Raw genomic sequence first — 19,760 nt, 5'->3', positions numbered from 1 at the left:
GCAATATTCATTACAGCTTAGTGCATATTTGTGTTCATTAAATCACAATTCTTTACACAAGCTGGTACGTTAACCCTGCCTTAACCCCCGCTGTGACATCCTGTATGCATGGTAGGCAATAATCGAATAACAATGATCGGGTTAGGTAAAATTTCATTTACGCCATTTGTGGCACTTGTACTGGCGGGGTTAACCGCGTGTGCCAGTCATGACACCGCTTCGCTTAGCGAGTCGGCCTCTGTAATGACAGGTGAAGCAGTAATATGGCAAGCGCAATCAGAGAGCGCTTCAACGGCTACAGCGTTAACCGACTTAGTGTCGGTAGAAGGACTGCAAGGCTATATTGATGAAGCGCTTGAAAATAATGCAAGCTTGCAGCAGACGCTTATTACCTTAAGAAAAGCGCAGGTGGCAATCAAGTCGGCTGATGCGGCAGATAACCTTAATGTAGATGCGAATTTTTCAGGCACTAAAACAGAAAATAGTGAAGCAAACTACACATCAGGGGTAACCGTAAGTTGGGAAGTAGACTTATGGCAAAAAATTAGCGACAGCGTCACTGCCGCAAGTTTTGATGCTGCCAGTGCTCGTTCGGCTTATCACTCTTCTCGTGATGCGCTTGTAGCCAGTGTTATTCGTAGTTACTTAGACATTATCACGCAGAAACAATTACTGGCTATTGAGCAGGAACGCTTGCGCGTTTATGAAAATAGCGAAAGTATCATCCTTAAGCGCTACCGCACTGGGCTTGGCTCTCTTGATGATCTAGATAACGCGAAAACCAGCAGTGCCAATACCCGCGCCTCTATAGCCTTGTACGAAAATACGATCAGTACTGCCAAGCGTACGTTAGCTGTGTTGCTTGGTCGCCAAGACCAAACGCTGTCAGATTTCCCTTCAGTTAATGAGTTTCCGGATGTGCTTGAGCCATTGCTTGCCTTACCCGAGCAAGATTTGGCCAGACGCCCCGATTTACAATCAGCTTACTACGCCATAAAAGCCAGTGAAGCGAATGTGAAAGTGGCTTATAAAGCCTTATTGCCCAGCATTAACTTATCAGCTGGCCTTACCGATAATGGCACTACGCCTTCTCAATCGTTATTTACCAACCCATTGTGGAATTTACTGGGGCAGGTAACCGCGCCTCTATTTCAAGGCGGTGCTTTACGTGCGCAAATCGATGATGCTGAATTAACCTCGTTGAATAGCTGGTGGCAATATCGCGAAACATTACTTAACGCGGTGCAAGAAGTGCAAGATGCGTTAGACAATGAAAAGGCGTTTACTCAGCGTCAGTATTACACCGACATTGCTTACCGTAATGCATTAAATAGCGCCGAAACTTTTTCGGGGCAATACCGCCAAGGCTTGGTAGACATTTTAGATTTACTGTCAGTTTACGACACCACCTTTAATTTGCAGGCGCAGCGCGTCGAGCTTCAATATTCTCAACTAAGTAATCGTATCGACTTGGGCCTTGCGCTAGGCCTTGGAGTGTCACAATGAACAAGAAAAAAATTATCGTAACTTTGGCCGCAGCAATATCTATTATTCTGGTTGTGCTGTATGTAATGAGTCAAATGGGTGGCCGTGCAGGCATGGGGGCAGGGCCGAAAGGCGGAAAAGGTCCAAGAAACGCTAGTCATGAAACTGCAATGGTGCAAGTTGCAGATAAAAATAAAGGCAACCAAGCTGTTGCTCCAGACACCGCGTCTCAAATGCGCACGCCTCGCCAAGAACCAAGCGCAATAAAAGGGGAGGGGGCAGGCGGCGAACGCCAAGGCAACCGAAGCGCTAAATCGGGGGCGCCAACAGACGATGATAGCGTAGATATTGCAGAAGTGGGGGTGGTAAAGGTATTTCGTGCCACCTACAACGCAACAGTTAAAGGATATGGGCAAGCAAGTGCAACCCACGTACTTACGTTATCAGCACAGGTAAGTGGACAAATTACATCATTGTCTCCTCGCTTTGAAACCGGCGCACTGTTAAATAAAGGAGAGGTAATGGCTTTTGTTGATGAAACCGATTATCAACAAGCGTTAGCCGCTGCAGAAGCAACTTACGAAGCCGCCTACGTTGCACTTGAAGAAGAGCGTCTTCAAGGTGTGCAAGCACAAGACGAGTGGACTCGCTCAGGATTAACTGGTGAACCCGAATCGGCTTTGGTACTTAGAGCGCCGCAATTGAAGTCTGCACAAGCTGCGCTTCGGGAAGCTGAGCAAAATGTATTAGCGGCTAAACGTGACTTAGCGTTTTCAAAAATTAGTACGCCATTTAATGCGTTGGTAGTCGGTAGAAGTGTTCAGCCTGGTAGCTATGTTCAAGTGGGCACCGAAATAGCAAATTTATACTCTGCTGATTTGGCAGAAATTTCTATTCCATTATCGCCTAGCCAGTGGGCACAATTACCAGATGTTACAACGGGTGAAGCGCCTGGTTGGAAAGTAACGCTAACCGACACAATGGGAGAGAACCATTGGTCGGCCACAATTGAAAGGGTAGAGCTTCATCAAGATGAAGAAACTCGTCAGCGTAGAGCTGTTGCGGTAGTAGAGCGACCATTAACCCTCAATCATCCTCTGTATTTTGGTACTTTTTTAGTCGCTGAAATTGAAGGGCGAGCTATTGAAAATGTATGGAAGGTACCGTCATCTGCAATCTCGCAAAAACAAGAGGTATGGTTTGTCGACGCACAAACTAATCTCCTTAAAAAGTTTACGCCTGAGGTGTATTTTGAATACGAAGGGTTTGCTTATATTGCGCCAATTAACGAAATAAAACAGGCTCTAATTGTTGCCAGACCATTAAATAACTATCTTATTAACACCCGCGTTAAGCCCGTGATTGAAGGTGCTGGTAATGAATAGTCACAAGGGGATAATCGCGTGGTTTGCACAAAACTCGGTAGCAGCAAACCTTTTGATGGTGGGTCTAATAATCTTAGGCATGGTGTCATACAGTGACATTAGAAAAGAAGCTTTTCCAAGCATGGATCCTCGATTTGTCACTATTTCTATGGTTTATGATAGCGGAGACGCCGAGCAGGCCGAAGAAGGTATTGCGATTAAAATAGAGAACGCGTTAGAAACCGTTCCGGGTATCAAGCGCATTACGTCAACATCTAATTCATCGGGGGCAAATGTACGGGTCGAAAAAGAAACCGATTACGACTTGGATGTATTGTTTGATGACATTAAGAATGAAGTCGACAGTATTTCCAATTTACCTTCTGATGCTGAAAACGCCATTATCGACAAGGCTACCCGAGATGAACATGTACTTTGGGTACAATTATATGGTGATGCGAGTCATGCTGAGTTGCAATATTTAGGTGAGCAATTAGAGCGTGATCTGCTTGCTCAAGATGATATTAGAGATGTTGATTCCGCTAGCTTCATCGACCCTATGATGTCGATAGAAATTGACGAAGCGAAACTGCAAGCGTACGGCTTAACCATGTCTGACGTTGCAGACCGTATTAATGAAGAGTCCAGTACAGCGCTTACTACAAGCTTACGCAATGAACAAAAAGTCATTCGATTAAAGGCATCAGAGCAGGCTTATTACGCCGCTGATTTTGCTAAAATTCCCTTAGTTACTAGTGATGATGGTACTGTATTAACTGTAGGCGATATTGCCGAAGTTACCGATATTTTTGCCGACGATAGTTACTCTTTAGCAAGATATAACGGTCAAAATGGTTACGGTTTACAGATATTAATGGACAAGTACGGTGATGTCACCGATATGGTTGCTCAGGCTCATGCTGTGGTTGATGATTGGCACGAGAGAGGGTTATTACCTGAGGGCGTTGAACTTGAAACTTGGTATGACAGAAGCACCCTAATTACCGAGCGTTTGGATTTGCTAACCAGCAATGCCTTAATGGGGATAGTGCTAGTTTTTATCACCTTAGCCATATTTTTAAATTTACGCGTGGCATTTTGGGTTGCTGCAGGTTTACCGTTTATATTCTTCGGCGCCTTATATTTCATGACCGATTCTTACACGGGCATGACCCTTAATGAAATGACTACTTTTGGTTTCATTATGGCGTTAGGCATTGTCGTTGATGACGCGGTGGTCGTGGGTGAAAGTGTTTATTCCACACGACAGCGCTATGGAGATACACTGGCCAACACTATTGAAGGTACCAGAAAGGTTGCCGTTCCAACAATATTCGGTGTGTTAACCACTGTTGCAACTTTCTTTGCGTTGTCTAATGTATCGGGAGGCCTTGGCACTCTTTATTCTCAGTTCGGCACTATTGTTACCCTTTGCCTTTTGTTGTCTGTAGTAGAGTCTAAGTTAATTCTACCATCTCACTTAGCGCATTTACCCACCAAAAAAACCACCAAAAGCGGTATTGCTGGACTGTGGGGTAAAGTGCAAGATGGCGCTGACAAGGGTTTAAACTGGTTCAACGAAAAGCTTTACCAACCGGCACTAAGCGCCACAATTACATATCGTTATGCTGCTGTTTTGCTCTTTATTGCACTGTTCATATTGGTGATGAGTCTACCGCTAACCGGTGCGGTAAGAGTGGGCTTTTTCCCTAGTATGCAGGGCGATACTGTATCAGCGAATTTGTCTCTTTATAGTGATGCTAGTTTTGGTCAAACCGAACAAAATTTACTACGTCTGGAACGCGCTGCCATTGAAGCAGATAAACAATTGGTAGAAGAAAAAGGTGCAGATGAAAGTGGTATGAAAAGCCTGCAGGTGACAGCTAGCGGCGATCAAAGTGGCACGATTACAATATCACTAGCAGAAGAGCAGCCCTACACCTTAGATGAGTTGGCTGCGCGCTGGACCGCCCTAAGCGGAAACTTAGAAGCGGTCAAAAAGCTAAAAATTCAGGCGAGAAGGGAATTAGTTGATGCGTTTAACGTAGAGCTTAAAAGTATCGACGACGCTACGTTAACGGCTGCAAACTTAGCATTTCAAGAAGCTTTAAATAACATTGATGGTGTATTTGGTGTAGAAAGCTCGCTAACGCCAGGTGAAGCCATGATGCGCTTTGAGTTAACGCCTGAAGGACGAGCTATGGGCATGGACACCCAAAGCTTATCACAGCAGTTGTTAAAAGCCTTTGGTGGTGAAATAGTACAGCGTTACCTGCGTAATAAAAATGAAGTGAAAGTCCGCGTGCGTTACCCAGAAGAAGACAGAAGAGACCCATCTGATGTAATGAATACGCGGGTTCGTTTAGGCGATGGTACCGTTGTACCATTAAGTGTAATTGCAACCATGACCCCTGACGTACAGCAAAAGCAGGTAGTCCGTATTGATGGCCTTCGAGCACTGACTGTTAGTGCATCGGTAGACAGTGACGTGATAACCGCCACTGAACTAGTGAATTACTTAAACGAAAGCTTTGTGCCGACGTTATCTCGTCAGTACCAAGATTTATCTTTGCATTTTGCTGGTGAAGCCGAGCAGCAAGAAGAAACACAAAGCTCAATGGAAGGTGTATTTGTATTAGCGTTAATTTCTATTTACGCGCTGCTTGCTATTCCGCTTAAATCCTACGTTCAACCGCTGATTATTATGACCGCCATACCCTTCGGTATTGTAGGCGCGGTACTAGGACATTGGAGTAACGGGTTAATGCTTAGCATACTGTCACTGAATGGTATATTGGCGTTAAGCGGTGTGGTGGTAAATGACAGCTTGTTATTGGTGTCTCGCTACAATGCATTAAAAGAAGCCGGTTTGAAGGTGCAAGACGCAGTAGTAGAAGCCTGCTCAAGTCGCCTACGAGCAGTATTATTAACGTCCGTTACCACCTTCTTAGGCTTGTACCCCATATTGGGGGAAACCTCTATACAAGCACAGTTCTTAATACCTGCGGCGGCATCCTTGGGGTACGGTATTTTATTTGCCACAGCCATTACACTAGTATTAATTCCAGCATTGCTGTTAATTTATGAAGATGTAGCGAAGCTAGGTAAGAAAACCAAAGACGCTGCCATACAAGTGGCGGGTTAAATAAGGTGAAAGTAATGATTCGGGTGTTGTTAGTTGAAGATGATATTGGGTTAGCCGGTAACGTTCTTGACTACTTAGAACTAGAAGATATGCAATGCGACCATGCCAGTAACGGCGTGGCGGCACTGCAGTTTATAAATCAGCATCAATATGATGTACTCGTGCTTGATATCAATTTACCTCGTTTAGATGGCTTTAGCGTATGTGAACGCATGCGTAATGAAGGTAATGATACACCTGTTATTATGCTTACCGCCCGTGACCAACTAGAAGACAAGCTCACCGGATTTCAAAAAGGGGCTGACGACTACTTAATTAAACCTTTTGCGATGGCGGAATTAGTCGCACGGGTAACCGCGTTATCGGGGCGCCGTTCTGCACAAGTGAATCAGGTAGTTATGGGTAACGTCACCTTAAAAATCAATGGCCAACAAGCGCTAGCGGGAAGCAACGACATTAAACTCAGTCCTATTACTTATGCGTTACTTAAAAAGCTAATGCAGGCCAAAGGGGATGTAGTGAGTCGCGAGCGTCTTATTGAAGCGGCTTGGAAAGACAGTGTGCCAGAAAGCAACGTGTTAAAGGTGCATATGCATCATCTGCGCAAAGGCTTAGAGCAAGCTAATGCCTCTATTTCAGTATTAAGTAAGCCGAATAGTGGCTTCTATCTAGCCGAGGATGCAGGTCATGGTTAAAGGCTTGCATTTAAGCTTACGACGGTATGTTTTATGGACATTGCTGGCGGTAGGTAGTGTGCTCATTACTCTATTTTCAATTTTTTCTGCCGACCGTTTTTTTGAAGGCATGGATGGCATGATGCGCGTCACCATGACCCGAGTGGCAGCCAATTCAGATATTTCTGAAGACTCTCCCGAAAGTGTATTGAATTTCTACATTAGCGCTACGTTTGAGCAGCAGCCTGAAGAAATCAAAAAAGCATTCTTAGGCAAAAAGCTGGTTCCCTATGAACTACAAAAAAACCTAGAAAGAGACTGGTTTTTCACTCGCCCTAACGCGGCGCGTTTTCTGGTAATGGTTCCCCTTGAAAACGGGCAGGTTCGCTATGTGTCACAAGTATTCGGCGCGCCTAAAGGCGAAAGGCATAGGCCTATTTGGTTAAGCCATGAATTAGTGAGTATTATTATTGGGCTAACGGCACTGGGTGTTTTCGCCGTTATTCTGCTCTTGATTATGCGAAGCGTTACTAAGCCCGTTGAAATGCTTCAGCAGTGGGCCGCTGGGTTAGATGAAAAACAACTGGATGCCCCCATTCCTAGGTTTAGATACCAAGAACTTAATGTGTTAGCTTCCCTTATTCACAATAGCTTGCAAAGTGTTAAGCAAACCCTAGAACGTGAACGTACCTTTGTAAATCATGCAAGTCATGAACTTCGCACCCCTATAGCAGTCATTAGAAGCAGTACCGAGCTATTACAGCGGGTGTTAATTAAGGAACAGCAGCAAGAGCAGCAACAGCTTGAAAAAGCCCCGTCAGGCATGAAAAGCAGCATAGGTACGAACGCCCTAGTACGCATTGATAATGCATCTAAAACCATGACTGATTTAACTGAAACCCTTCTGTGGCTAGCCCGTGATAACGATCAAACCTTACCCTATCATAACGTAGAGGTGTCTAAGATGGTGGGGCAGCTTTGTGATGATTTAGGGTACTTATTAAGAGGCAAAAGCGTTCAAGTTGAACTGCATATTCCTAAAACCGAGATGTATCTTCCAGAAACCGCATGCAGAATTATTATCGGCAATGTTATTCGAAACGCTTTCCAACACACGGATTGTGGTTTGGTAAAAATTGAACTCGATGGCAATACGTTAACGGTAGAAAACCATGAAGTGCTAAGCCGCTTTAGCGAAGAGGGGAAGAAGACGGCGGGTGAGGGCGATTATGCTCCTTCACTAGATGATACTGGCTATGGACTTGGGTTGAAGTTAATCAGTAAATTAACCGATAAACTTAAGTGGGAATTTGAAGCTGGTGCAGTAACCAATGGTTACCATGTTAGGCTAGAGCTTCACGAACCGGCTAATCTAGCCAACTAGAGAAAAAACAAAAAATAAGCGGCTTTTAGCCGCTTATTTGTTTTATTTAGCTAACGTCACCCATGAAGTGAAACGCAGGCTGATTACATCCACTCTTTACTGCGGTTGCGCTTTTTCGGCATATAAGTTAGCAATACGCCAAGCAATATACCTGCACCAGCAACAATACCGCCACGGGTAAACCAGGTGACCAGTTCATCTTTATCTGCACTTTCTACCTGCGCACTTAAGCGTTGAATATCTTTGCTTTGTTGCTCAGTGTCAGTGCTGAGTTGCGTAATCTGCTGGCGAGCATCATTAAGTTGCTGGCGCAGGTTCGCATTTTCACGTTGCGTAGTTTGTAAGCTGGTTTGGCTTTGAGCTAACTGTTCAGTTAGCATGGGAAGTTTTTCCGCTTGCGACATTTCTGTGCTCACAAACTTAGATTCAACCCACCCTTTACGACCTTCATCATCGGTCACTTGCGTGAACTCAGCATCAGCATCGCGGTCTAGCACAGTAATCGGGGTGCCTGCCTCTACAGACCCTAGAATACGGTAGTTCCGACCCGGTCCAGTGTGTAGGAAAATAAATAAATCGTCGCGAATATAGTGCGACGACGACGCTTCTAGCGTATCGCTCTCTTGAAGAGCCAGCGCTTGGCAAGAGCATGCAAAAAGGGCAACTGCTAACCACTTTCGAATCATAGGTAGTCCAAATACTCGTCTAAAACATGGAGATGGTATTGGTTGACCGCGATAAAGGCAAGTTTGTTCCACTTTTGTCTACTGGTTAATTTCATCGCAACCAGTTAACAGTGCCATTGCGAATTAGTTTGGACACAGGTAAGGTTGCTATATTATCTCGTGTGCCCCTGCGCAAATATGTCTGAAATTGAACTGAAATTTGTAACTCAAGAAGGTGCGCATCACGCTTTCAAAGACCGCGTACTTCCTCTTTTTGAGAAAAATAATATTACATTGGTATCTCACACCGAACTGCGTCTTGAAAACGACTACTACGATACCGTAGGGCACGATTTTCAAGAAAGTAAGATGGGCTTTCGTGTGCGTGGCAATAATGGTCGCTACGAGCAAACCCTTAAAACCAACGGCAAAGTCAGTGGTGGGTTGCATCAACGGGCAGAATATAACGTTGACCTCGATACGCCAGAACCCGACTTAACACTGTTTGATAGTTCCGTGTGGCCATCTCGCTGGAATATCGCCAGCATGAATAGCAAACTGGAGAAGCAATTCAGTACTCACTTTACTCGCCATGCTTATATTGTTGAGGTAGAGCAAAGTCGTGTGGAAGTAGTGCTTGATTGCGGCGAAGCAGCCACAGATAAAGCCAGCTCACCTATTAACGAAATTGAGCTTGAACTGCAAACAGGTGACTTAGATAGCCTGTTTATATTGGCAACCCATATTAACAGCTGCATGGATGTTAGGTTAAGTGACGTCTCTAAAGCGGCGCAGGGTTACCAGTTATTGCATGGCTTTAACGCCAAAGTAAAACCTTTGCCAGACTTCTTAGCACTCGATCCTAAGACGTCTACCGAAGAGGCATTTTCAAGTGCACTGCAATTGGCCTTAGCTCATTGGCAGCATCACGAACATGTGTTTATTGAAAGTGGTTCTATTAAAACCTTAGCCGAGGTGGCCAAAAGCGTACGCTTGTTGCTACAAAGTGTTTCGCTGTATTTACCTGTTTTACAGTGCCCTGAAATGCTTGCGTTGCATAAAAAGCTCATTGCGTATGCACAGCAGTGGGCATGGCAAGACGATTTACAGAGTTTACGGTACTTATTGTCTAAAAAGAGCTTGTTTCATAAAACCTTAAGCAAACACCCGGCTATTGTCAGTTATTTGCAGGGGCGTAAAGCAGGGCTGTTGCATGCCCATGATCCCGCGAGTTTATTTTTCGATAGCATGGCGACCGATATTAAGCTGCAAGCTATCGACCTCATTAATGCCAAACCTTGGCGTAGAGAAGCGACTGGGTATGACTTACTGGTATCAGATCATGCTAAAGGGTGGTTATCTCAAGGTTGGCAAACAGTTCAACAAAGTATGCCTGCGAATAAAACCATGGGCCCCGCCAACTACACCTTGGTAGAAGTTGTGCTTCGACAAACCTTATGGAGTGGTTTTTTACTGGGTGACTTATTTTTAGAAGAGCGGGGTAACTTCAGAGCGCCTTGGTTAGATTTATTAACCGGTATAGAGGAGCTGAACGCGTTACTTATGCTTCGCCAAGCGGTACAAGACTCCGAATTGGAAACGCAAGATGAGTTAAGTAAGTGGACGAGCAGCAAGCTAACCGTACTCGTTAAAGTCATGGAGAGAACCCGAGAAGTGGCGTTAGAACGGGATATTTACTGGTAATGATGCCAGATACATCGCGAAACAAGGATGCGCTTAGGTGAGAACAGATATGGTGTATAACTATGCCCTTTATACGGCGCTGTTATTCTATTTTATTGTGGTAGCAAGGTTCGTTTTTTATCGTCACCGCATTTTTCAAAACCGTTGGCTAGCAGCTGCCATACTCTGCTGGCCAGTCTTCATGCTAGATGAATGGATGCGGTTGTGGCAATTAACGCAACTGGCGCCTTTGTATGGACTGTCAGACGTATTTGCGGTGCTGCTAATGACATGCTGTTACCGAGTAGTTAAGCCGATGCTATTGGCCTATCCTTCGACACGATCACGACTGTGGGTGCCTTTCTGGGTAGCGGTAATAATACAGTTTACGATATTGCTCATTCCTACTGCAGACAAACTACAGTGGTTAGACGCCTCACCTAGCGGCCACCCCCTATTGCTATGGCCTGCTTACTTGGCATCCCTCACTACCGGGTTTTGTGTGTTACTAATTGGCATACTCATTACCGAGCATATTCAAATGTACCATCGAAATTTACCTGAGCAGGTGGCTGATGTTCAAGAGTTTCGGGTGCCACGACTCGCCAGTGTAATGGCAAATACTGTGGTTGTGGCTTTTGCCAGTATATTGCTGGTGACTGCCGCCACCTTTGGCTTTTTTATAGTGCCGTTTTGGGAAAGCTTACATCATATGGCTTTGGGTGTTTCATTGCTGGTGGTGTTATTCGGTCTTACTTTTCCTAGAGTAACGTCTCCTTCTCCGCTTCATTACGAGCGCCTTGATGAAGGCGCGGCAAAGCCCGCAGAAATGCGAGCAGTGATTGGTCAAGCGAAACGGGCCATGATTGATGGCAAAAATTATAAGAAAATTGGGCTAACCTTGAAAGACTTCAGTGATGAAGCAGGTGTAGACCCAACTACATTGGCCATCGCCCTGCACCTTGAACTTAAGAAAAACTTTCGAGGCTTCGTGTATCAGTACCGGTTGGACTATGCCAAAAATGTGCTGTTACGGAGTGACGCCAAAATAGCAAAAGTCGCGAAACGCTTAGGGCTCAACTCTGACAAGTTCATGGGCGATGTTTTGGTTAAGTATTTGCGTAACAGCCAAGAGCCTCATTAGCGAAAGGCGTTGTGCAGCACATGCTGAGTAAAGGTTTTGCGCAGATAAAATCCACGAGGGCGGGTTTTTATTCGTTCTCCTTGTGGTCCTAAGGCGTCGGTTAATACTTTGCCGCTAGCAGCCTTAGGGCGAAGGTGTAGCGCCTCGCCCTGGCGAGAAGTAATCGATTCAACGTTCCCCGTGATTATTTGTTCCGTTAATTCTTCCCAGTCCTGTTTTAATATTGCATCTTCTTGTGCACTGGGTTGCCAATAAAACGCACTAGCCACTCTTCGTTGTGCCAATGGAATACGCCTGTCTCCTTCAATGGGCATCCACAACACTTGTTGAATCTTGTTACGCACATTGCTGGTTTCCCACGTCAACCCTGGTTGCATGAGTAAGGGGGCGTAGCACACATAGGTGGTTTCAAGGGGCATAACGTTGGCATCGATAGGAATTGTTTTAAGCTCAATGCCTAGCTCAGGGAAGTCTTGCTGAGGCTTAGAGCCTGCACTGGCACCTAGCCAGCGTTCAATCAACATACCCGGCCAACCCTTATGACGTTGTAAGTTCTCTGGTATGGCGACCTCTGCCATAGCGGCCAATTCTCCCAAGGTTAAGCCCGCAATCGCATCGCAACGGGCCAATAATGTGGTGGGATTTTCAGGTGGAGACTCTGGTGGACGCATAGTTAAGCTCAGTAATTTTCTATAAGGAAAGCATGAATTTCGATTAATGCTTTGAATGGTGTATATATTATGGAAGAATGCAGAGATATAAAAGTATAGTTTGCCCGGGAGTCTATGTGATAGATGCCGATGGATTCCGTGCGAATGTGGGCATAGTGATTTGCAACAAAATGGGTCAAATATTTTGGGCAAGGCGTTATGGTCAACATTCATGGCAGTTCCCTCAAGGCGGAATTGATGAAGGGGAATCTGCCGAACAAGCTATGTACCGCGAGCTGCACGAGGAAGTGGGACTGACACCGAAAGATGTCACCATTCTAAGTGTTACCCGCAACTGGCTTAGATATAAGTTACCTAAGCGATTAATTCGTCAGGGAAGCAATCCGGTCTGTATAGGCCAGAAACAAAAGTGGTTCCTGCTACAGCTAGACTGTGACGAGCGGGACGTTAACGTGTTGAAAACAGGGCACCCAGAGTTTGATGATTGGCGATGGGTGAGCTATTGGTATCCAATTAGAAATGTCGTGTCGTTCAAGCGAGACGTCTATCGTAGGGTAATGAAGGAGTTTTCCCCTATAGTTATGGCTGCTCAACAGCGACCACCACAGCGTCACAATACGTCATCGCACAAGCGTGGTAAAAAACGCAGAAGGGGCTAGGCGTACGCTAAGGACGCAAAAGTAAAGGCGTAAGGTATAGGGAGCATCGATTGGACACTCAGGGTCATAAAGGCGCAATGTTAACAACGCTGAAACGTATCGTGCAGGAAATGAATCAAATTCCTGCCCTTGATACTGCCTTGTTTCGCCTAGCATCTCGCGTTAAACAAACGCTAGATGTTGACTCGTGCTCCATTTACCTTGCTGACTACGACAAACAAACCTTTATTCTAAAGGCCACTGACGGCCTTCACCGTGATGCCGTTGAGCAAGTTCATATTGGCTTTTCTGAAGGCTTAATAGGCTTGGTAGGCCAGCGGGAAGAACCGCTCAATATCGTTAATGCCCAACATCACCCTCGCTTTAAAGAATATCCAGAAGTTCAAGAAGAAAACTACAACGCATTTCTAGGTACGCCGATTATTCACCAGCGAAAAGTGCTTGGGGTCATTACCTTACAACAAAGTGAAATGCGCCGCTTTAGCGAAGACGAAGAAGCCTTCTTAGTTACCCTAGCAGCACAACTTGCCCTTGAAATCACCAATGCCGACATGCGCGGCGCACTCAACAATGCTACAAACGTTAATAGTATTGCGCTGCAAAAAAATGTATCTGGTATAGCCGGCTCCCCTGGCTTAGCGATAGGCAAAGGCTTTTCCCCAGATAAATCACTAAACCTGAAAAACTGGGTAGTGAAACGCTCGACGAATCCAAACGACGAAATTCAGGTGTACCGCAAAGGTGTTGAAGTCACTCGACAACACGTGGATGGCTTATCGCAAAGCTTAGATGATGATATTCCTGACGACGTAAAATCTATATTTCAGCTTTACCATCACTTGCTAGATGCAAACAGCTTGGGCCGCGAAGTCGAAGAGAAAATTAGGCAAGGATGGGATGCGGCTTCTTCGCTTAAAATGGTGGTCGAAAATTACGCCGCACGTTTTCGCGCGATGGACGACCCTTACATGCAAGAGCGTGCCATTGATATAGTCGACCTTTCAGATCGTATTCTGGTTAATATTTTAACCGAAGGACAAGGGCAAAAGCTGGTCGAAAAGCTGGCTAGCGAAGACAGCATTTTAGTGGCCGATGAAGTGTCGGCAACCATGCTGGCAGAATTCCCTCGAGACAAACTCAAAGGCATTATTTCTATTCGCGGGTCGAATAACTCCCATGCGGCTATTCTAGCAAGAGCGATGGGTGTGCCTGCGGTAATGGGATGTCAGAACGTGTCGCCTGCATTGCTAGAAGGCAAAGAGCTTTTACTCGATGGCTATGCAGGGGAGGTTATTGTATCTCCCGAGCGGAATATAAAAACCGAGTTTATTCAGCTGATTGAAGAAGAGTCGGCGATAACCGAACGGATAGACGCCGAAGCCGGACAGCCTTGTGAAAGCGTAGATGGTTGCCGCATGTCGCTTTACATCAATGCGGGCTTGTCTGCTGAAGCCGAGCTCAATGCGGGCCATATTGGTGCTGGAATTGGACTGTACCGTACTGAAATTCCTTTCATGCTTCGCGAACGTTTTCCTTCAGAGCAAGAACAAGTAGAGCTTTATCGCCAAATTTTAGAGTCTGCGCCAGATTTACCCATTACTATGCGAACCCTTGATGTGGGCGGAGACAAACCGCTACCGTATTTCCCCATCAATGAAGAGAATCCCTTCTTAGGGTGGCGTGGAATTCGTTTAACGCTCGATCATCCAGAGATTTTCTTGGTACAAGTGCGGGCCATGCTTAGAGCCAGCATTGGGCTTAAAAACCTCCGTATTATGTTGCCGATGATATCTACGGTGTCAGAAGTGCAAGAGGCCAAACGCTTAGTCAATCAAGCCTATTTTGAGATATGTGACGAGGTTTCTGGGTCGGGCAATGAACTGCAGCGGCCTAAGTTAGGTATTATGTTAGAAGTGCCGTCAGTGTTGTATCAACTGCCGCAGCTAGCAAAACAAGTCGATTTCTTTTCGGTGGGAAGTAACGATTTAACCCAATACTTGTTAGCGGTAGATAGAAATAACACCCGGGTGGCTGGTTTATACAACAGTTATCATCCCGCGGTATTGGCAGCACTGTACGATATTGTGAAGCAATCAAATGAAAATCAGGTGCCTGTTACCATTTGTGGCGAGATTGCGGGTGAACCTGCAGGTGCCATTTTACTGATGGGCATGGGATATCGACGTTTAAGCATGAATGCGTTTAATATTCGAAAGATTAACTGGCTTATCCGCAAGGTGTCACTGACGGAAAGTAAACAGCTCCTTTCTCTTGCATTAACGTCACATAGTCATGAACAAGTATTCGGCCATCTCAACGAATATTTGGAAACTAAGGGCTTAGGTGGGTTAATACGGGCGGGTGCTTAAAGTAGACATGGCGCTAGCACGTTAGGTGTTGGTTTCTGCTGTGTGTTAAAGGATTTTTAATGGAACCGTTAACCATCATTTTTGTGAGCTGCCTGGTGCTTGGCGTGGTCGTCGGTTTATTAGCCGGCATGTTAGGTATAGGTGGTGGTCTTATCATCGTTCCTGTACTCTCTTACCTGCTGATCCACTTTGCTGGCATGACAGTGGAAACAGTAATGCCGGTGGCCATTGCTACATCGCTTTCTACCATCATATTTACTGGCATGTCGTCAGCTTTTGCACATTATCGGTTAGGAAATATTCACAAACCAACGGTATTTTATACGGGGTTGGGCATTGCTGTGGGTGCTATTTTAGGCGCGCAAATTGCCAGTCATATCTCAGGTGCATTGCTAAAAGATATCTTTGCGGTACTGGTGATAATTATTGCCGCACAAATGATATTCGGTAAGCAAAAAACATCAGGCAGTGAAGCCTCTCCATGGGTGCTAAGTTGTGTAGGAAGTGGCACTGGTTTAATTAGTGCGCTGATGGGTATTGGTGGTGGCGCTTTATTAGTGCCCGCCTTAGTGTGGTTCAGAATTAATATAAGATTAGCAATTGGCTGCGCTGCGTTTAGCGGATTGTTAATTGCAGTTTTTGGCACCGCCAGTTTTGTGGCTGCAGGTTGGCAACAAGCAGGTATGCCTCAGTGGAGTTTAGGTTACGTATATTTGCCAGCCACGGCAGGTATTGTCACCACATCAATATTTACCGCAGGTATAGGCGCTAAGCTAGGACAGCGGGTAAATACTCGAGTTTTAAAAGCCATGCTGGCGTGTTTGCTGGTGTTGGTAAGTATCAAAATGTTTGTAGGAATTAATTAAGCGTATGGCCGAAAGCAGTTATTTGGTTTTTCCCAGTATAGACCCTATTATTTTTAGCCTCGGGCCATTAAGTGTCCGTTGGTACGGCATGATGTACCTCGTTGGTTTTATTGCCGCGTATTTGCTAGCGCAAAAGCGGTTATCTCGTACTGAATGGTCACGCGATCAACTCAGCGACTTATTATTCTGGAGTTTTGTTGGGGTGATTTTAGGTGGGCGCATTGGTTATGTGTTCTTCTATCAATTTGGGATGTTCCTAGATAACCCCCTCTACCTGTTCAAGATATGGGCCGGTGGCATGTCATTCCACGGTGGGCTTATTGGTGTGCTAGTGGCGTTAATGTGGCAAGCCAAACGCATGAAAACGACTTTCTTACGTCTGGGCGATTTTGTTGCACCTTTAGTGCCTATTGGTTTAGGCGCAGGACGCATCGGAAACTTCTTAAATGCTGAATTATGGGGCCGCACCACTGATGTGCCTTGGGCTATCATTTTCCCTAGTGCTGGCAATGTGCCTCGTCATCCATCCCAGTTATATGAATTTGCCTTGGAAGGCGTATTATTGTTTGTTATTTTATGGCTGTATTCGGCAAAACCTCGTCCGGTTGGTGCGATAAGTGGTGTCTTTTTACTTGGTTATGGCAGCTTCCGCTTTATTGTGGAGTTCTTCAGAGAGCCTGATGCCCACATTGGTTTATACCAAATGGGATTAAGCCAAGGGCAGCTATTATGTTTACCTATGATTGCATTAGGCATAGGATTAATAGTGCGAGCTTACGCTAGCCAGCAACAACGAATTAAACAATAAATAAGAAGAAAGATGAAAGAATATCTCGGATTAATGCGCCATGTACGTGATACAGGTGTCAAAAAGGAAGACCGTACCGGAACCGGTACGCTAAGCGTGTTTGGCTATCAAATGCGATTCGATTTGCAGCAAGGTTTTCCCTTGGTGACTACCAAAAAATGTCACCTTAAGTCGATTGTTCACGAGTTGTTGTGGTTTTTAAAAGGCGAGAGCAATATCGCCTATTTAAAAGAAAACGGCGTGCGCATTTGGGATGAATGGGCCTCCGATGAAGGTGAACTTGGCCCTGTATATGGCAAACAATGGCGCAGTTGGGATAACGGCGATGGTACCACTATCGATCAAATAACAGATGTTATCGAACAAATAAAAACAAATCCTGATTCTCGCAGACTCATCGTGAGTGCGTGGAATCCATCAGTTCTGCCCGACACCCAATATTCTCCAAAAGAAAATGCAGAAATGGGTAAACAGGCATTACCGCCTTGCCATACCATGTTCCAGTTTTACGTACTTAACGGCAAGCTCAGCTGTCAGTTATATCAGCGTAGCGGCGATATATTCCTTGGTATTCCTTTTAATATTGCCAGTTATGCCTTGCTTACCATGATGATTGCTCAGGTGTGCGATTTAGAACCCGGGGACTTCATTTTGACCTTAGGTGATGCGCATTTGTATAGCAATCACTTAGAGCAAGTAGAGCTTCAATTAAGTCGAGAGCCTTTTGCGCCACCGGTTATGGAATTAAACCAAAACGTTAAAGATATTTTTGACTTTTCCTTCGAAGACTTCACGCTAAAAGGCTACCAGTCTCACCCTCATATTAAAGCCCCAGTCGCTATATAAGGAGGTTTTGTGTCTACACCTATTCTTATATGTGACGATTCCGGCTTTGCAAGACGCCAGATGGCGCGCAGTATTCCGGATGGTTGGGATGTGGAAATCTCATTTGCAGGCCATGGACAAGAGGCGTTAGAGATTATTCGTGCTGGAAAGGGCGATGTGGTCTTTCTCGATTTAAACATGCCGGTCATGGACGGTTACGAAACCATGGAAGCCATTCGCCAGGAAGACTTACCTTGCCTAGTGATTGTGGTTTCAGGCGACGTACAAGCTCAAGCGCGAGAGCGAATGCTGGGCTTGGGTGCCATTGATTTTATTCGTAAGCCCATCGATAACGAAAAACTATCCAACATTTTAACCTCATATGGCATCTACAGTGGCGTAACAAGCGCTCAGCAACGAGAAGCTGATTCAAAAGACACTGAAACGTCATCGTTAGACGACAAGCTAGACGCTTATCGTGAAATGGTGAATATTGCCATGGGACGGGCGGGCGAGAGCTTAGCGCAGCTTATGGGCGAGTTTGTTGACCTGCCTATTCCTAACGTTAACTTGCTTGAAAGCAACGAATTGTCGATGGCGATTGCCGAGATAAATCGAAACGATTGTGTATCTGCGGTTTCAAAAGGTTTTGTGAGTGCCGGTATTCGCGGCGAAGCGCTGGTTATCTTTAACGACACTAATTCCCAAAATATAGTTGAGTTGCTGAAGTACGACGCCCACCAATCTACGGGAAGTTTAGAACTTGAAGCCTTAATGGATGTCTCTAATATTCTTATTGGCGCCTGTCTAAATGGCTTGTCAGAGCAATTAAATGTGTCGTTCAGTCACACACTACCTGCACTGTTAGGACGTCATCAAGGGCTTGCTGCGCTACTTAACGACAACGTGAAGAAGTGGGGCACGGTAATGGCCATCGAAATTGGCTACGCCATTAAAGCCAGAGATATTGCTTTCGATTTATTATTGTTATTCCCTGATGAAGCGATGAACAATATTTATAGTCGGTTAGTGGATGTAGCAAAGGATCCATCATCATGATCTCACTAAACCAAAACGGTGATTTGTCTGCGGTACTGCTCGATTCTATAGAAGCAGGTATCGTGGTATTAGACAAAAACTTCAAGGTTGAAGGGTGGAATAAGTTCATGGAGAACCATTCATCCATTGTGCCTAAAAGTATTATTGGCACCTCCCTATTTGAACACTTTCCAGAAATAGATGAAAAATGGTTAAGGCTCAAATCTAACCCTATATTTAACCTAAAAAGCCCAGTTTTTATTATTTGGGAGCAGCGTCAGTATTTATTTAAATTTGGCAGTAACAGACCCATCACATGTGAAGCCAGCTTTATGTACCAGAACGTGACTATGTTTCCTTTAGTGTCTGAAACTGGCAGCGTCGATCAGTTTTGCATGTTGGTTTACGATGTAACCGACCAAGCGCTCAGTAAAATAGGTATGGACAGGCTTAACGACGAGTTGAAAACCGCCAGTCGTATTGACGGCCTAACAGGCCTATTTAATCGTCGCTATTGGCAAGAGCGCTTTGAGTATTCGTACAAGTTAGCCAAGCGTCAAGACAAAGCCAGTACTGCCATGATGTTAGATATTGACCACTTTAAAAAAGTGAATGATACCTATGGGCATCAAGCTGGCGATAAGGTAATTCAAATGCTTTCAGCGTTAATTAAACGCTGTGTACGCGAAACGGATTTAGCCGGCCGTTATGGTGGCGAAGAGTTTGCGGTAATTCTTACCGATTCCTCGGTTGAAAAGGCTGCTATTGTTGCTGAGCGTATTCGTCGGTTGGCAGAGCGTTTAGTGGTTGAACATGAAGGGCAAGAAATAATGTTTACTGTAAGCTTGGGCCTTGCACAGTTAGACGCTAACAGCAAAAGCTCAATGGCATGGCTTGAAAAAGCAGATCAGGCTCTTTACGAAGCTAAAGAAACGGGCCGCAATAAGTACTGTATTAACCCACTTACCGAGGCTTAATTA

At 45.2% G+C, this 19,760-nt stretch carries 16 protein-coding genes; 14 read left to right on the top strand and 2 right to left on the bottom strand.

The genetic code is table 11. The features are described from left to right. Positions 1–132: 132 nt before the first annotated feature. From Q4561_RS01810 to Q4561_RS01790, 5 genes are read left to right on the top strand one after another with little or no spacing between them, the layout of a single operon-like run. The gene (locus tag Q4561_RS01810) at positions 133–1,506 is read left to right on the top strand and encodes a TolC family protein (RefSeq protein ID WP_303457101.1); all 1,374 of its coding nucleotides are present in this window, start codon (positions 133–135) and stop codon (positions 1,504–1,506) included. Then, entirely contained in the window at positions 1,503–2,870 is a 1,368-nt protein-coding gene (locus tag Q4561_RS01805; protein WP_303457099.1) for an efflux RND transporter periplasmic adaptor subunit, read from the top strand. Before Q4561_RS01810 ends, Q4561_RS01805 begins: the two co-directional genes overlap by 4 nt. Further along, complete coding sequence (locus tag Q4561_RS01800) at positions 2,863–5,994, top strand: efflux RND transporter permease subunit (RefSeq protein WP_303457097.1); 3,132 nt, start codon at positions 2,863–2,865, stop codon at positions 5,992–5,994. Before Q4561_RS01805 ends, Q4561_RS01800 begins: the two co-directional genes overlap by 8 nt. 14 nt (positions 5,995–6,008) lie before the next feature. Next, positions 6,009–6,689: a response regulator transcription factor gene (locus Q4561_RS01795; protein ID WP_303457095.1), complete on the top strand. Its 681-nt coding sequence runs from the start codon at positions 6,009–6,011 to the stop codon at positions 6,687–6,689. Beyond that, positions 6,682–8,052, top strand: a complete 1,371-nt coding sequence (locus Q4561_RS01790; protein WP_303457093.1) for a histidine kinase dimerization/phospho-acceptor domain-containing protein — start codon at positions 6,682–6,684, stop codon at positions 8,050–8,052. The genes Q4561_RS01795 and Q4561_RS01790 overlap by 8 nt, the downstream gene beginning before the upstream one ends. Before the next feature lie 83 nt (positions 8,053–8,135). On the opposite strand, the gene Q4561_RS01785 is transcribed toward Q4561_RS01790, so the two are convergent. Next, positions 8,136–8,738, bottom strand: coding sequence for a TIGR04211 family SH3 domain-containing protein (locus tag Q4561_RS01785; protein WP_303457090.1), 603 nt, complete (start codon positions 8,736–8,738; stop codon positions 8,136–8,138). 177 nt (positions 8,739–8,915) lie between these two features. Here Q4561_RS01785 and Q4561_RS01780 point away from each other — a divergent pair, with 177 nt between their 5' ends. Both Q4561_RS01780 and Q4561_RS01775 read left to right on the top strand, forming a co-directional pair. Beyond that, positions 8,916–10,421 (top strand): inorganic triphosphatase, encoded by a 1,506-nt coding sequence (locus Q4561_RS01780; RefSeq protein WP_303457087.1) that lies wholly within the window; start codon positions 8,916–8,918, stop codon positions 10,419–10,421. A 37-nt stretch (positions 10,422–10,458) separates the two neighbouring features. Next, positions 10,459–11,544: an AraC family transcriptional regulator gene (locus Q4561_RS01775; RefSeq protein WP_303457085.1), complete on the top strand. Its 1,086-nt coding sequence runs from the start codon at positions 10,459–10,461 to the stop codon at positions 11,542–11,544. Here Q4561_RS01775 and mutH read toward each other — a convergent pair. Next, on the bottom strand, positions 11,541–12,215 hold the full coding sequence (gene mutH, locus Q4561_RS01770; protein WP_303457083.1) for a DNA mismatch repair endonuclease MutH: 675 nt from the start codon (positions 12,213–12,215) through the stop codon (positions 11,541–11,543). The genes Q4561_RS01775 and mutH overlap by 4 nt on opposite strands. 116 nt (positions 12,216–12,331) lie before the next feature. Between mutH and rppH the strand changes: the two genes are divergently transcribed. The 7 genes from rppH (at position 12,332) to Q4561_RS01735 (ending at position 19,757) form a co-directional block, all read left to right on the top strand. Further along, entirely contained in the window at positions 12,332–12,874 is a 543-nt protein-coding gene (rppH, locus tag Q4561_RS01765; protein WP_303457081.1) for an RNA pyrophosphohydrolase, read from the top strand. Positions 12,875–12,951: 77 nt separating this feature from the next. Further along, complete coding sequence (ptsP, locus tag Q4561_RS01760; RefSeq protein WP_303457175.1) at positions 12,952–15,243, top strand: phosphoenolpyruvate--protein phosphotransferase; 2,292 nt, start codon at positions 12,952–12,954, stop codon at positions 15,241–15,243. Positions 15,244–15,302: 59 nt separating this feature from the next. Continuing rightward, on the top strand, positions 15,303–16,109 hold the full coding sequence (locus Q4561_RS01755; RefSeq protein WP_303457078.1) for a sulfite exporter TauE/SafE family protein: 807 nt from the start codon (positions 15,303–15,305) through the stop codon (positions 16,107–16,109). Positions 16,110–16,113: 4 nt separating this feature from the next. After that, the gene (gene lgt, locus Q4561_RS01750; RefSeq protein ID WP_303457076.1) at positions 16,114–16,917 is read left to right on the top strand and encodes a prolipoprotein diacylglyceryl transferase; all 804 of its coding nucleotides are present in this window, start codon (positions 16,114–16,116) and stop codon (positions 16,915–16,917) included. 12 nt (positions 16,918–16,929) lie between these two features. Next, positions 16,930–17,763 (top strand): thymidylate synthase, encoded by an 834-nt coding sequence (locus Q4561_RS01745; protein WP_303457074.1) that lies wholly within the window; start codon positions 16,930–16,932, stop codon positions 17,761–17,763. Positions 17,764–17,772: 9 nt separating this feature from the next. Beyond that, positions 17,773–18,801: a response regulator gene (locus Q4561_RS01740; RefSeq protein WP_303457072.1), complete on the top strand. Its 1,029-nt coding sequence runs from the start codon at positions 17,773–17,775 to the stop codon at positions 18,799–18,801. Next, positions 18,798–19,757: a diguanylate cyclase gene (locus tag Q4561_RS01735; protein WP_303457070.1), complete on the top strand. Its 960-nt coding sequence runs from the start codon at positions 18,798–18,800 to the stop codon at positions 19,755–19,757. Before Q4561_RS01740 ends, Q4561_RS01735 begins: the two co-directional genes overlap by 4 nt. Positions 19,758–19,760 lie beyond the last annotated feature (3 nt).

The organism is Alteromonas sp. 1_MG-2023, from assembly GCF_030547075.1.
Lineage (GTDB): Bacteria > Pseudomonadota > Gammaproteobacteria > Enterobacterales > Alteromonadaceae > Alteromonas.
The sequence above is the reverse complement of the archived record's forward strand: the minus strand, read 5'-3'. Positions and strand labels throughout refer to the sequence as shown.

Coding starts and splice junctions, on each gene's coding strand:
- Q4561_RS01810 (WP_303457101.1), top strand. CDS start 133: ATGATCGGGTTAGGTAAAATTTCATTTACGCCATTTGTGGCACTTGTA.
- Q4561_RS01805 (WP_303457099.1), top strand. CDS start 1,503: ATGAACAAGAAAAAAATTATCGTAACTTTGGCCGCAGCAATATCTATT.
- Q4561_RS01800 (WP_303457097.1), top strand. CDS start 2,863: ATGAATAGTCACAAGGGGATAATCGCGTGGTTTGCACAAAACTCGGTA.
- Q4561_RS01795 (WP_303457095.1), top strand. CDS start 6,009: ATGATTCGGGTGTTGTTAGTTGAAGATGATATTGGGTTAGCCGGTAAC.
- Q4561_RS01790 (WP_303457093.1), top strand. CDS start 6,682: ATGGTTAAAGGCTTGCATTTAAGCTTACGACGGTATGTTTTATGGACA.
- Q4561_RS01785 (WP_303457090.1), bottom strand. CDS start 8,738: ATGATTCGAAAGTGGTTAGCAGTTGCCCTTTTTGCATGCTCTTGCCAA.
- Q4561_RS01780 (WP_303457087.1), top strand. CDS start 8,916: ATGTCTGAAATTGAACTGAAATTTGTAACTCAAGAAGGTGCGCATCAC.
- mutH (WP_303457083.1), bottom strand. CDS start 12,215: ATGCGTCCACCAGAGTCTCCACCTGAAAATCCCACCACATTATTGGCC.
- ptsP (WP_303457175.1), top strand. CDS start 12,952: ATGTTAACAACGCTGAAACGTATCGTGCAGGAAATGAATCAAATTCCT.
- Q4561_RS01755 (WP_303457078.1), top strand. CDS start 15,303: ATGGAACCGTTAACCATCATTTTTGTGAGCTGCCTGGTGCTTGGCGTG.
- lgt (WP_303457076.1), top strand. CDS start 16,114: ATGGCCGAAAGCAGTTATTTGGTTTTTCCCAGTATAGACCCTATTATT.
- Q4561_RS01745 (WP_303457074.1), top strand. CDS start 16,930: ATGAAAGAATATCTCGGATTAATGCGCCATGTACGTGATACAGGTGTC.
- Q4561_RS01735 (WP_303457070.1), top strand. CDS start 18,798: ATGATCTCACTAAACCAAAACGGTGATTTGTCTGCGGTACTGCTCGAT.